The sequence below is a fragment of the Bifidobacterium mizhiense genome (assembly GCF_020884755.1).
Lineage (GTDB): Bacteria > Actinomycetota > Actinomycetes > Actinomycetales > Bifidobacteriaceae > Bombiscardovia > Bombiscardovia mizhiensis.
In genome coordinates this window covers 581,851-595,268 of the sequence record NZ_BPWE01000001.1, presented here as the reverse complement: position 1 = coordinate 595,268, position 13,418 = coordinate 581,851, and the positions used below count along the sequence as shown (strand labels likewise).

Annotated in this window: 10 protein-coding genes; 8 read left to right on the top strand and 2 right to left on the bottom strand. The window is 60.7% G+C overall.

Annotation, left to right across the window (positions count from 1 at the left end):
• Positions 1-20: 20 nt before the first annotated feature.
• Together LPC22_RS02605 and LPC22_RS02600 are read right to left on the bottom strand one after the other, a co-directional pair.
• Positions 21-1,247, bottom strand: coding sequence for a hypothetical protein (locus LPC22_RS02605; protein WP_121914061.1), 1,227 nt, complete (start codon positions 1,245-1,247; stop codon positions 21-23).
• Between the two features lie 636 nt (positions 1,248-1,883).
• Positions 1,884-2,213 (bottom strand): DUF4176 domain-containing protein, encoded by a 330-nt coding sequence (locus tag LPC22_RS02600; RefSeq protein WP_229131897.1) that lies wholly within the window; start codon positions 2,211-2,213, stop codon positions 1,884-1,886.
• Positions 2,214-2,532: 319 nt separating this feature from the next.
• Here LPC22_RS02600 and rpsO point away from each other — a divergent pair, with 319 nt between their 5' ends.
• The 8 genes from rpsO to LPC22_RS02560 all read left to right on the top strand — a co-directional run bounded on the left by rpsO (position 2,533) and on the right by LPC22_RS02560 (position 13,418).
• Positions 2,533-2,802: a 30S ribosomal protein S15 gene (gene rpsO, locus LPC22_RS02595; protein WP_024626835.1), complete on the top strand. Its 270-nt coding sequence runs from the start codon at positions 2,533-2,535 to the stop codon at positions 2,800-2,802.
• A 250-nt stretch (positions 2,803-3,052) separates the two neighbouring features.
• Positions 3,053-5,806, top strand: a complete 2,754-nt coding sequence (locus LPC22_RS02590) for a polyribonucleotide nucleotidyltransferase (RefSeq protein ID WP_229131896.1) — start codon at positions 3,053-3,055, stop codon at positions 5,804-5,806.
• Between the two features lie 80 nt (positions 5,807-5,886).
• Positions 5,887-6,471, top strand: coding sequence for a LemA family protein (locus tag LPC22_RS02585; RefSeq protein WP_229131895.1), 585 nt, complete (start codon positions 5,887-5,889; stop codon positions 6,469-6,471).
• A 167-nt stretch (positions 6,472-6,638) separates the two neighbouring features.
• A complete protein-coding gene (locus LPC22_RS02580; protein ID WP_229131894.1) occupies positions 6,639-8,720 on the top strand; it encodes a DUF2207 domain-containing protein in 2,082 nt (693 codons plus the stop codon).
• A 50-nt stretch (positions 8,721-8,770) separates the two neighbouring features.
• Complete coding sequence (locus LPC22_RS02575; RefSeq protein WP_229131893.1) at positions 8,771-9,262, top strand: aldo/keto reductase; 492 nt, start codon at positions 8,771-8,773, stop codon at positions 9,260-9,262.
• Positions 9,259-11,520 carry a DUF2207 family protein gene (locus LPC22_RS02570; RefSeq protein WP_229131892.1) on the top strand — a complete coding sequence of 754 codons (2,262 nt, stop codon included), beginning with the start codon at positions 9,259-9,261 and terminating at the stop codon, positions 11,518-11,520. The genes LPC22_RS02575 and LPC22_RS02570 overlap by 4 nt, the downstream gene beginning before the upstream one ends.
• A gap of 39 nt (positions 11,521-11,559) precedes the next feature.
• Positions 11,560-12,441 carry an aldo/keto reductase gene (locus LPC22_RS02565; RefSeq protein ID WP_229131891.1) on the top strand — a complete coding sequence of 294 codons (882 nt, stop codon included), beginning with the start codon at positions 11,560-11,562 and terminating at the stop codon, positions 12,439-12,441.
• Positions 12,438-13,418, top strand: coding sequence for a purine nucleoside phosphorylase YfiH/LACC1 family protein (locus LPC22_RS02560; RefSeq protein ID WP_229131890.1), 981 nt, complete (start codon positions 12,438-12,440; stop codon positions 13,416-13,418). The genes LPC22_RS02565 and LPC22_RS02560 overlap by 4 nt, the downstream gene beginning before the upstream one ends.

The following is a 13,418-nucleotide window of genomic DNA, read 5'->3' as shown; positions in this document are numbered from 1 at the left end:
GGGGCTGATGCATATGGGCTTTACTCGGCTAATTCCCGATCCAGGCGTTTGGCTATCCGCTCGGCGTAGGAGGTATCTATGATGACTAGGCTCCCGCAGGTCACAAACAGAGCGACGAAGGGCCAGCCCATGAGGGTATGGACCCATTCGGGAAGGGTGAAGAAATCAGTGAGGAGCATGAGCGGCACCAGGATGTAAACGCTGTAGCCGAGGACATGCATGGTGTAGGGAATGGTAGTTCCTGTGATGTATCGCATGCCGATCCAGTAATTGTCGAGGGCGATTTGGAGTTCGCGGCTGCTGGCCGGGGTCATTTGGTGTTGGGGGAATTGCCGGTGGGTGGCCCAAACCCATGCGCCGACGCCGATGGCGAGGCCTAGGACGCAGCTGACGATCGCTGTGGTCCGACGGGGCATGCCCAGGAGGACATCGCCGCCCTGGAGTGGATGGTACGGTTCGAAGCGGTGCCATGCGCGGGCTATTTTTAAGGCGGATATGAAGATGATGACGATCAGCGCGATGATGGATAAGGGGACGGAGTAGTGTCTTCTGTTGTATTCCCTGGCTTCCGGGGTCCGGTAGCGCATGGGGGCCTTAACGGGCTGGTTGCGGACGCGGTCCCAGTAGACGCGGGTGAACCGGTCGGGCAGGAAGCCGATGGCTTCGTAGCGCCACCATGCGGGGCGGCTGGCGTGCCAGCTCGGTGTCGGCCGTGCCCGGCGGCGAACCTGGTCCTCACGCCGGTGGTCGCGGGCGAGGGCGCGGACCTGGCGGGCGCGCAGGAGCCTGGTGACGGGGTTGTCGGGCCCCTTCCAGGCCAGAAGGCTGACCTGGTCCTGGGTGAAGATGACCAGGTCGGGGTCGGGGGTGTGGCCGACGCCGACCTCGGGCAGGGGGGCGTCGTCGCCGGGGACCACGCCGGGTCCGCAGGCAAGGCCGCCCACGGAGCAGATCCTGCCCGCGTACCATGGACCGGATGACCCGGCGGCCTGTTCGGGTGGCTGCACATACTGGCCGACCAGGCGGACCACTAGCCCGTCCTCTCCCAGACCGTCGAACCATCCGGTGCCTCTGTAGGCCCCGGATACGGTGGCAGGCCCGTCGGCCAGGACGACCAGCGAGCCCAGGGGCAGGACCTGCCCGGGCCGGGGCCGGCCGATCCTGCCGCGCCGCCGCCACACATACCCCTGGAAGGTCTGCAGGCACAGGCCCCGCGCCAGGAGGTAGGGCGCCAGGACGCGGTCCATCAGCCGCCTCGACCTCCACGCATTGAACGACATCAACACAAACAACCAGACCAGCATCGCCGGAGAGCCTAATACGACATCTATCAATAGGTACACCATCAGTACGCACCCACTAATATCATCCCTGGTTTCAATCCGAGCCGCGCACATGGCAATGCGGGAGACAGCGGGAAAGCTACCATAGATTGTCCTTCATGTGGCCCCACTGCCATCTCCATTCCCGCGATTGACGGAATCGTCGTAAAAAGCGTTGCCGGCTACTGTACCGAGGTATCCTACGGCTAAACCAATTCCACCTCCTACAATCGTACTTGGTTCAGGGGCGATTGAATCCCACAACTGCTCCAGCGGCAGCTCATGCTGCAGCACCGATAACACCACCAGAGGCAGTGATCAGACCATGAGCCATAGCATCTTGGGTAGCTGCCTGTTGTCAGTATGTGCCGAAGGAATCAGCAATGCCGCTCATTGATTAAAAACCGCCAGAAAGAAAATCGCCGACCATGAAAGAGCGGTTCAACGTGCTCAGTTGCATAGCCTAGGCGGTTGCTTCATTAACGCATCCGTCAAGGTCGTTTTTGGTCTTCTCCCCTCTATCCCTTTTATCGAGTATGTCCTATGTGACCGGTAACTGAATCAGAGATGAAGGTGGGGGTAGGAGGTTGATTTGGTGACTTCATCAAACCTTCGTTCATAGGATCGTTCCTCGGCGTTGATATATCCCATGAACACTATTTCCGTCACGTCTTGGCGGTTGAAGAAAACGATCTTGGCCGGATCAGTCATGCCATACGGGAATTGTACGGCACCATAGTCAAAGTAACCCGTTGTTCCATGCATGACTGTCAACGGAGCACGGGCGATGATAACCAGCAGGGTACCCGGGTCTCTTCTGGTTTTCACCACGGATCCCAAAGGAAGAATGGTATTTTCTGATTTGATGGAGTTCTGCTCGGATTGTTTCATTAGGTGCCCTCTTTGGTGGATGAATGAAGCTACATTCCCTCAACTTCTCTAACAACCTATGGTAGGGCTACACGGTAAATCACGGTCGGTTCGTGCAACACAGTGCGATATCTTCGCTACATCGGAGTGAGATGGCTGATTCCTCATTGGCGCTAATCCAATTTTCGTTATGCTTTCCTTCATTTTGTTGATTCCGTCGCTGTTTGTTTGGTCCGCAAAATGTGTATAATGGACTTTTGGCGTGTTTCGCCCGCGGATCGAGAGCGCTTCAGCATAGGGCTGGTGCACCGCGTAACGGAAGAATGCAAGAGGAGGAGCCGTGGCTCTTACGAGTGAGCAGAAGCAGGCAATCGTCAAGGAATACGCGACCCACGAGGGTGACACCGGTTCCCCCGAGGTCCAGGTGGCTCTGCTGAGCAAGCGCATCTCCGACCTGACCGAGCACCTCAAGCAGCATCAGCACGACCATCATTCGCGTCGCGGTCTGCTGCTCATGGTCGGCCATCGTCGCCGGTTGCTGGATTACCTCAAGAAGGTGGACATCAACCGCTACCGTTCCCTGGTGGAGCGTCTTGGACTGCGCCACTAATATGCATGCTTTCGCCCGGGCCTAGCGCTCGGGCGCTTTTGCATGACTGAACCAGGCACCGTTGACCCCGGGATGGGGTTGTAGAAGATGGTGCTGAATTGAAATGCAAGGTTGGTCCGCAAGGAATGAAGATAGCCGGACATGGGGTTCGGCAGGACCAGACCGAAGTAGAAGGATCTCCGGCAGTCAATTGATGCCGAGCATCCTGACATCAGGTAGTAAACAAGCAGTAAACAAAAGGAGGAACCCTATGGAGGGTCCCGAAATCACGGCTGTAGAAGCCACGATCGATAACGGATCATATGGCAAGCGCACGGTGCGCTTCGAGACGGGTCGTCTCGCCCAGCAGGCGGATGGGGCAGTAGCCGCCTATCTTGATGACGATTCCATGGTGCTGTCCACCACCACCGCCGGGTCCAGCCCCAAGGAGAACTACGACTTCTTCCCGCTGACCGTCGATGTGGAAGAGAAGATGTACGCCGCGGGCAAGATCCCCGGCTCCTTCTTCCGCCGCGAGGGTCGGCCATCCAACGAGGCCATCCTGGCCTGCCGGTTGATTGACCGCCCCCTGCGTCCCCTCTTCCCGCACACCCTGCGCAACGAGGTCCAGGTTGTGGAGACCATCCTGGCTGTTAACCCCGAGGATGCCTATGACGTGCTGGCCCTGAACGCGGCCTCCGCTTCCACCCTGATTTCCGGACTGCCCTTCGAGGGGCCGGTCTCGGGTCTGCGCCTGGCTCTGATCGATGGTCAGTGGGTGGCCTTCCCCCGCTGGAGCGAGCGCGAGCGCGCCGTCTTCGAGCTGGTCGTGGCCGGCCGTGTGGTCGAGGGCGGGGACGTCGCCATCGCCATGATCGAGGCAGGCGCCGGCAAGAACGCCTGGAGCCTGATCTATGACGAGGGCCAGATCAAGCCCGACGAAGAGGTGGTCGCCCAAGGTCTTGAGGCCGCCAAGCCCTTCATCAAGGTTCTGTGCGAGGCCCAGAGCGAGCTCAAGGCCAAGGCTGCCAAGCCCACCAAGGACTTCCAGCTCTTCCCCGAGTACACTGACGAGCTTTACGCTCGCATCGACCAGGTGGCACACGCTGACCTGGACCAGGCCCTCTCCATCGCGGAGAAGCTGCCCCGCCAGGATCGTATCCACGAGATCAAGGAGAAGGTCCGCGAGGCCCTGGCCGACGAGTTCACCGACATGGACGAGGCCGAGAAGGACAAGGAGCTGGGCAACGCCTTCAAGGAGCTCCAGCGCCAGATCGTCCGCCGCCGCATCCTGACCCAGGACTACCGCATTGACGGCCGTGGCCTGCGCGACATCCGCACCCTGTCCGCCGAGGTGGACGTGGTGCCCCGCGTGCATGGCTCCGCACTCTTCCAGCGCGGCGAGACCCAGGTGCTGGGCGTCACCACCCTGAACATGCTGAAGATGGAGCAGACCATCGACGCCCTGTCCGGCCCCACCACCAAGCGCTACATGCACAACTACGAGATGCCGCCCTATTCGACCGGCGAGACCGGCCGCGTGGGTTCGCCCAAGCGCCGCGAGGTAGGCCATGGCAACCTGGCCGAGCGCGCGCTGATCCCGGTTCTGCCCAGCCGCGAGGAGTTCCCCTACGCCATTCGTCAGGTCTCCGAGGCCATCGGCTCCAACGGGTCCACCTCCATGGGCTCCGTTTGCGCCTCCACTCTGTCCCTGCTGGCTGCCGGCGTGCCTCTGAAGGCTCCTGTGGCGGGCATCGCCATGGGTCTGGTCACAGGCGAGGTTGACGGTCGGCCCACCTACAAGACCCTGACCGACATTCTGGGCGCCGAGGATGCCTTCGGCGATATGGACTTCAAGGTGGCCGGCACATCTGAGTTCATCACCTCCCTGCAGCTGGACACCAAGCTGGACGGCATCCCCGCCGACATCCTGGCCGCCGCCCTGCAGCAGGCTAAGGAAGCCCGGGCCACCATCCTGGACGTGATCAACGAGTGCATCGATGGGCCTGCTGAGATGAGCCCCTATGCGCCGCGCATCATCACCACCCAGGTTCCTGTCGACAAGATCGGTGAGGTTATCGGACCCAAGGGCAAGATGATCAACCAGATCCAGGAGGACACCGGTGCCGATGTCTCGATCGAGGACGACGGCACGGTCTACATCGCCTCCGAGGGCGGCGAGGCTGCAGCCAAGGCCAAGGAGGTCATCGACCAGATCGCCAACCCGCACGTGCCCGAGGCGGGAGAGACCTTCAACGGCAAGGTGGTCAAGATCACCAGCTTTGGCGCCTTTGTCAACCTGACCCCTGGCACCGACGGGCTTCTGCACATCTCGCAGATCCGCAACCTGGCCAACGGCGAGCGCATCGACTCCGTGGAGGACGTCCTCAAGGAAGGTGACACCGTCGAGGTCATCGTCCAGGGTGTGGATGACCGCGGCAAGATCTCCCTGGCCATTCCCGGCTTCGAGGACCAGGAGTCCACAGGAGGCCGTGATCGCGGAGGCCGCACAGACCGTCGTGACCGTGGCGGTGATCGTCGTGAGCGCAGTGGTCGTGGTGACCGTGATCGTCGTGATCGCCGCAGCCGTTCCTCCGAGCGCGAGGATCGGTATGAGGCACCGCGCCGCTCTCGTTCAGAGCATGATGATCGCTACTACGACGACGAGGACCAGGAGGATCGTCCCCGGCACCGTCGCCAGAGCCGCGACCGTGATTATGAGGATGGCGGAGACTGGTTCGAGGACGAGGACCGTGGCTCCCGTCGCGATCGTCGTCGGGTCTCCCGCGATGATGACGAGGATCGTGGCGGCCGGGGCCGTGGCGAGCGTCGTGGCCGTGGCGACCGCGGCGGTCGTCATGAGCGTCGCTCTTCCGGACGTAGCGGCTATCGTGGCCGCAGGGAGAATCCGCGCTACGCTGCCGACGAGCACTACGACGAGTACCGGGCCGACCGGGAGGAGCGCTCAGAGCGTCCCCGTCGCCGGGTGCGCAGGGACTTCGACCCCTTCGACAGTGAGGACTGATTCCTACTGAAGCCGGGACCCCGTTCCATTGGACGGGGTCCCGTTTTTGTCTCCTCTGAATTTAGTGAGAGAATGAGGGCATGTCCGTATCAATGATCGTGCTCATCATCATCGTTTTGCTGGTCGTGTTGCTGGTCATCTGGGGTATCGGGGCTTACAACGGTTTGGTCAATCTGCGCAACCGAGTAGCCAATGGCTGGGCCCAGATTGACGTCCAGCTCAAGCAGCGTTCCGACCTGGTGCCCAATCTGGTCCAGACGGTCAAGGGCTACGCCTCACACGAGTCCACCGTCCTGGAGGAGGTGACCAAAGCCCGCGCCGACGTGGCCCAGGCCCAGACGGCTGGCGGGGACCAGATACAGGCCCGTGCCGGTGCCGAGCAGCGGCTGGGCCAATCCCTGGTCACTCTGATGGCTCGGGCGGAGGCCTACCCTGAGCTCAAGGCCAACCAGAACTTCCTGGACTTGCAGCGTCAGCTCAAGGACTTGGAGGACAAGATCGCCTACGCAAGGCAGTTCTACAATGATGTGGTCCAGAAGTTCAACACCCGCATCGAGACGGTCCCCTCAAACATCATCGCATCCCTTTTCCGCTTCCGTCAGGCCCAGTACTTCCAGGCCGACGAGGGTAGCCGCCAGGCGCCCGTAGTGGACTTCGGACAGTGAACGCCCCAGCAGCCTCCTCCGGGAAACCGGTCTCAGGCCATCCCTCCTGGAGCACTTCCCGCTTTTTCCGAGCCTTGGCACTGGCTTTGGTGGCAGCCTTGGTGACGTGCATAGTCGCTGCTCTGCTTATCTTCAGCAAGAATTGGCCGGACCTGGTATACGATTCAGTGGACTATGATGTCCAGGTCCTGGATAACGGCGATTTGCGCATCAGTCAGGATCTGACCGTAACCATGAACTCCCGTGAGGACGACAACGGCGATAAACGCCCTTGGCGGGAGCTCTACCAGCGTTATCAGATCAAGCCCGACCGGCTGACGGGCATCAGTGACATAAGCGTGCGCGACCTGACCAATGGCTCTACATATAGGCAAGCCGATCCGCCGACGGATCCTGATAACCTCGATCAGGTTCCCGACTGGGATAAGACCATGGCTGGCACCTGGTATATGGGCACAGTCTCGGACTCAGGATTGGAATCCTACAAGCCGGGCGACTCGGACCAAGGATCCGCCTGCGGCGCCCAGGGGGACCGGTGTCAGGTGGAGCTGGGTTGGAACATTCCGCAGATTGCCGAGGATTCAGGTCGGCGCTTCCGCATCGACATGACCTTCCACGGTGTCACTACTGCCCATCCCGATGTGGCTGAATTCCAATGGGAGCCCGTGGGCGACACCAACCAGATTTCCGTCGAGCATATGAGCGCTGATGTCAGGCTTCCCAAGCTTATAGGAACAGAGAAGGACAAGGATGCCAAGGCCTGGCTCCATTTCGCTGGCAAGGGTTCCTACCAGGTGGGCGATGACAGCCGTATCCACTTTTCAGCTGACCAGATCGGGCCAGGTCAGCATCTGGATTTGGTGGTTCTCTTCGATGCGAAGAGGGTTTCCTCCGTGGTCAGGACCGACTCTCAACCGGCGCGTGACCGCATCATCAAGCAGGAGCGCCAGCAGTATGAGCACTGGCACGCCGAGCAGACCAGACGGGCGCGGATCGGACTTTTGGCTGGTGTACTGACCGTCTTAGCTGCTATCGCGCTGATTGTAGTGATGCTCTGGCAGGCCTTCCGCACCTATGGAGACTCCCAGTACCGAGGCGATATTATCTACTACCGTCAGCCTCCTGATCTGTCACCGGCCGTGGCCGCTGTTATCAACGATTTGATGCTGACCAGAGAATCCCCTATTGGCAGGCAATTGTCAGCCACCATTCTCTCCCTGGCCTCCAAGCGGGCCATCGCTCTGATTCCGGTCAAGTATGAGGACCGGGCGAATTCCGGCGGAGGTTCCCTGACTAAGGTGATGCGCTCGCTGCTCCACAAAGGCAAACGGCAGTCCATGGAGGTGGTCATTAATCCGGTCTGTAGTCAGGATCGAGCCTCCCTGGCCCTGTCCTTAAGCGAGGAAGCCTGCCTGACCATGCTGGAAGGTGCTTCCGCTCTGATGGGCTCCAAGGATGAACGTTTCGACCTGTACGAGATGATTGCTCTCTTCTCCAGCACCGAAGCTAATCATGGCAAGGTCTATCTGGAGGCTTTCGACAAGGCCGTCAAGTATGAGACCAACAATGCTGACCTGCGTGCCTATCGTCATGGTATAGAGATCTTGCCCTTCCTGGCCGTGCTCTTGGCCGCTTTCATCCTGCTGGCTGGATTCCTGCCGGGCACCGTGCTGGTACGTGCGCCATTGGCCGTGCTTCTGGTGGCTGTTGCAGCATTCTCCATTCGTTATGGTAGTTGGCAAGTGCTCAGCAGGAATGGACAGCTCATGGCTGGTCAGGTGTCAGGGCTTCGGCGCTATCTGCTGGACTTCAGCGATTTTAGCCACCGGGGCGTGGAGGATCTGGTGCTCTGGGACCGCTACCTGGTTTACGCTGCGGCCTTCGGTATAAGTGACCGGGTTGTCGCTCAGCTGGCACAGGCCAGCCCTGAACTGACCGACTTCGACTGGCTGAATAATAATGCGCGCGGGAGCCTGCTCTACTGTACCTTCCTGCCTTACAGCCAGAATGTTTCGGTCGCTTCCTCCGTGAGTGGTCCTGAAGCATTGGCTGCAAATTCAATGCTTGGCCAAGGCAGGGTGGTTGATCTGGGTACTCAGCTGACCCAGGGACTCGAACAGATAGGCGGCCTGATCGGCCAGGCCAGCGGCAACAGTTCCGGCAGTGGTATTGGTGGGTTTGGCTCCGGTGGTGGTTCCTTCGGCGGCTCCGGTGGCGGCTCCGGTGGTGGTTCCTTCGGCGGTCGTTGATATTGGGCCACAAGCTAAGCTCGATAGGAAGCCGGCGGCATTGTACATGTATGACATCGTCGATGCGGGCCTTGGGGCCCTTTACTACGACAGCGGTCGGACTGGGTTGCATGGGATTGTCCATCGAGGGCAAGCCGGACCAGGCAACGGCCATCGACGTCATCCATCAGGCCCTGGATGCCGGTTGTCGGCATCTGGATACTGCCTGGTCCTACTACGAGTCAGGTGGTCCTGAGCAGACCAATGAACGACTGGTTCGCCAGGCTTTGGACTCCTGGAAGGGACCCCGTCAGGATGTGCTGGTGGCCACCAAGGTTGGGCACTACCGCAACTTCCTGGACTTGCAGCGTCAGCTCAAGGACCTGGAGGACAAGATCGCCTACGCCAGGCAGTTCTACAATGATGTGGTCCAGAAGTTCAACACCCGCATCGAGACGGTCCCCTCAAACATCATCGCTTCTCTTTTCCACTTCCGTCAGGCCCAGTATTTCCAGGCTGACGAGGGTAGCCGCCAGGCGCCCGTAGTGGACTTCGGACAGTGAACGCCCCAGCAGCCTCCTCCGGGAAGGCGGCCTCGAATCATCCCTCCTCGGGCCATCCCTCCTGGAGCACCTCACGCTTTCTCGGGGCCTTGGCGCTGGCTCTGGTGGCAGCCTTGGTGACGTGCCTCGCTGTCCTGTATATGTCCAACAGGAATCGTCCCGACCTGGTATACGATTCGGTGGATTATGATGTCCAGGTCCTGGATAATGGGGATTTGCGTATCAGTCAGACCCTGACTGTCACCATGAATTCCCGCGAGGACAACCACGGCAACAAACGCCCTTGGCGGGAGCTCTACCAGCGCTATCAGATCAAGCCTGACCGGCTGACCGGCATAAGCGACGTAAGCGTGACTGACCTGACTAATGGCTCCACATATAGGCAGACCAACCCGCTAAAGTATCCTGATGAAGTCAGGTACATTCACGACTGGGACAAGAACTGGGCTGGCACCTGGTATATGGGCATGGTCTCGGGTTCAAGGCTGAAATCCTACAAGCCGGGCGATGCGGGCCAAGGGTCCGCCTGCGGCGATCTGGGGAATCAATGCCAGGTGGAGCTGGGCTGGAATATTCCGCAGACTGCCAAGGATTCAGGTCGGCGCTTCCGCATCGACATGACCTTCCACGGGGTCACCACTACCCATCCCGATGTGGCCGAATTCCAATGGGAGCCCGTGGGCGACACCAACCAGATTCCCGTTGAGCATGTGAGCGCCAATGTCAAGCTGCCCAAGCAGACAGGAACGGAGAAGGGCAAGGACGCGAAGGCCTGGCTGCACTTCGCTGGCAGGGGTTCCTACCAGGTGGTGGATGACAGCCGTATCCGATTCTCCGCAGACCGCATCGAGCCGGGCCAGCATCTGGATTTGGTGGTGCTCTTCGATGCGGGGAGGACTTCCTCGGTGGTCAGGACCGATTCTCAGCCGGCACGTGACCGTATTGTTGGGCAGGAGCGTCCGCAGTACGAGCGCTGGCATGCTGAGCAGACCAGCCGGGCGCGGATCGGACTCTTGACGGGCGTCTTGGTACTCTTGGCTGCTATCGCGCTGATTGCAGTGATGCTTTGTCATGCCTTCCGCAATTATGGAGACTCCCAGTACCAAGGCGATATCATCTACTACCGTCAGCCTCCTGATCTGTCACCCGCCGTGGCCGCCGTTATCAACGATGTGATGCTGACCCGAGAATCCCCTATTGGCAGGCAATTGTCAGCAACCATTCTCTCCCTGGCCTCCAAGCGGGCCATCGCTCTTATTCCCGTTGAGTATAAGGACCAGGCGAATTTCGGCGGAGGACGCGTGACCCAGGTGAAGCGCTTGCTGCTCAAAGACAAACAGCAGTCCATGGAGGTGGTCATCAATCCGGTCTGCAGCAAGGATCGAGCATCCCTGTCCCTGTCCTCAAGCGAGGAAGCCTGCCTGAGTATGCTGGAAGGTGCCTCCACTATGATTGGCGCCGAGAATGAACGCTTCGATCTGTATGAGATGATTGCTCTCTTCGCCAGCACTGAAACCGATAATGGCAGGGACTACCTGCAGGCTTTTTACGAGGCTGTTGAGTATGAGACCAACAATGCTGACCTGCGCGCCTATCGTCATAATGTAGGAGTCTTTGCCTTCCTGGCCGTGCTCTTGGCTGCTTTCATTCTGTTGGCCGGATTTCTTCCGGGCACCGTACTGGTACGTGCGCCCTTGGCCGCGCTTCTGGTGGCTGTGGTGACATTCTCCTTGCGCTATAACTGTTGGCGGGTGCTGAGCAGGAATGGACAGCCCATGGCCGGGCAGGTGTCGGGACTTCGGCGCTATCTGCTGGACTTCAGCGATTTTAGCCACCGGGGTGTGGAGGATCTGGTGCTCTGGGACCGTTACCTGGTTTACGCTGCGGCCTTCGGCATAAGCAGCTGGGTCGTCGCTCAGCTGGCACAGGCCAGCCCTGACCTGACCGACTCCGACTGGCTGAATAATAATGCGCGCGGCAGCCTGCTCTACTGGACCTTCCTGCCTTACAGCCAGGATGTTGCGGCGGCTTCCTCCCTGAGTGACCCTGAAGCATTGGTTGTCAATTCAGCGGTCGGCCAAGGTGCCGTGATTGATTTGGGTACTCAATTGACCCAGGGACTCGACCAGATTGGCGGCCTGATTGGCATGGCCAGCGGCAACGGCTCTGGCAGTGTTATTGGTGGGTTTGGCGACGGCGGTGGCTCCTTCGACGGTGGCGGCGGTGGTTCCGGTGGCGGATCCTTCGGCGGCCGCTGAGACCGGGCCGCCAGTTAAGCTCGATGGAGGCGTACATGTATGACATCGTCGATGCGGGCCTTGGGGCCCTTTACTACGACAGCGGTCGGACTGGGTTGCATGGGATTGTCCATCGAGGGCAAGCCGGACCAGGCAACGGCCATCGACGTCATCCATCAGGCCCTGGATGCCGGTTGTCGACATCTGGATACCGCCTGGTCATACTACGAATCGGGCGGCCCCGAACAGACCAACGAGCGACTGGTCCGCCAGGCTTTGGACTCCTGGCAGGGCCCCCGTCAGGATGTGCTGGTGGCCACCAAGGTTGGGCACTACCGCAACTTCACTGATGGGCGACCCACTTGGGCTGTGGACGGTCGGCCGGAGAGCTTGATCCGGCACGCCAAGGAGTCCGCTCAGGCCCTGGGCGTGGACACCATTGACTTGCTCTATATGCACCGTCCTGACCCGCAGGTGCCCTACCAGGAGTCGCTGGAGGCCATGGCTGAGCTGGCTAAGCAGGGTGTGGCCCGGACCCTGGGTGTCTCCAACGTAGATATTGAGCGGATGGACCTGGCTCGCAAGATTCTGGGCGATGATCTCGTAGCCGTGCAGAACCAGTTCTCACCCACCTTCACCAGCTCCCGCCAGGAGCTGGACCATGCGGCCGAACTGGGTCTGGCCTTCGTCTGCTGGAGCCCCCTGGGAGGCTTCCGAGCGCCCAAGGACGAAACCCGTTATGATGCCTTCCGGCAGGTGGCTCAAGAGCGCGGTGTCTCCCACCAGCGTGTGGTCCTGGCCTGGGAACTGTCCCAGAACAGCAACGTCTTTGTGGTTCCCGGGGCTCACAGGGCGGCCACCATTCTGGATTCCCTACAGGCGGCTGACATGGAACTGAGCGAGGACGAGATGGACCGCCTGAACCGGGCGGCGACTGCATGAGTCACAAGCCTGAACCAAGAGAGCAGGGCACCCAGAGCGCTCAGGGCCAAGCCTGGGATCGGGAACGGACCCTACTGGACAGCAGTCCCCTGCCGTCACTGGACGATCAGGGCCGGCCGATCCCAGTCACCATTCCCATAGCCTTAGCGCCTGGGATCAAAGTGGTCTACACCACCAGGTTGGGCGGGGTCTCCTCGGGCGATTATGCCCAGCTGAATCTCGGCGGTAAGGGGGGCGACGACCCAGAGGCGGTGGCTGCCAACCGTCAGGCCCTGGGCCGCCAGCTGGACCGTCCCATGGTCCTGGTGGATCAGGTTCACTCAGCCAGGGTTTGGGACGCCGACCAGGGTCAGCCCCAGGGGCGCTGCGAAGCCGATGCGCAGGTGACCACCCGTCGTGACCTGGCCCTGGGCATCTTCGCGGCCGATTGCCTTCCTGTGCTGCTGACCGACCCCCAGGCCGGCGTGACGGGTGCGGCACATTGCGGTCGTCGTGGTCTGGTGGCTGGCGTCATTCCAGCCACAGTCCAGGCCATGGCCGACAAGGGCGCCAACCCCTCCAGGATCGTGGCAACGCTGGGGCCTCGGATCTGCGCAGACTGCTATCAGGTGTGTTCGAACCTGGCTGATGACTTCGAGAAGCGCTTCCCCGGCGCATCCGGACCATGCCGATTCGGCGGAATCGCCATCGACATCGCCGCTGCAGCCAGGATGGAACTGAAGGCGGCAGGAGTGACCCGTATCGTGGACTCCACCCCGCGGGTCGCTGCCGCCACCAGTTACCTTTGCCAGGATCCGGATCTGGAAGAGCTCTGCAGCCATGACAATGAGGGCCCCTCCCTGTCGAGGCGTCTTGAGGACCTGCGCCGACCCTTGTGCACCCTGGAGAATCCGCTCTGGTACTCCCACCGCCGTGCCTCGCTGGCCAGCAAGGCGGGGGAGGGGCGCATGCTGGCCCTTATCCTGGCCGACGACTGA

Coding starts and splice junctions, on each gene's coding strand:
- LPC22_RS02605 (WP_121914061.1), bottom strand. CDS start 1,247: ATGGACCGCGTCCTGGCGCCCTACCTCCTGGCGCGGGGCCTGTGCCTG.
- LPC22_RS02600 (WP_229131897.1), bottom strand. CDS start 2,213: ATGAAACAATCCGAGCAGAACTCCATCAAATCAGAAAATACCATTCTT.
- LPC22_RS02590 (WP_229131896.1), top strand. CDS start 3,053: ATGGAGGGTCCCGAAATCACGGCTGTAGAAGCCACGATCGATAACGGA.
- LPC22_RS02585 (WP_229131895.1), top strand. CDS start 5,887: ATGTCCGTATCAATGATCGTGCTCATCATCATCGTTTTGCTGGTCGTG.
- LPC22_RS02575 (WP_229131893.1), top strand. CDS start 8,771: ATGACATCGTCGATGCGGGCCTTGGGGCCCTTTACTACGACAGCGGTC.
- LPC22_RS02565 (WP_229131891.1), top strand. CDS start 11,560: ATGACATCGTCGATGCGGGCCTTGGGGCCCTTTACTACGACAGCGGTC.
- LPC22_RS02560 (WP_229131890.1), top strand. CDS start 12,438: ATGAGTCACAAGCCTGAACCAAGAGAGCAGGGCACCCAGAGCGCTCAG.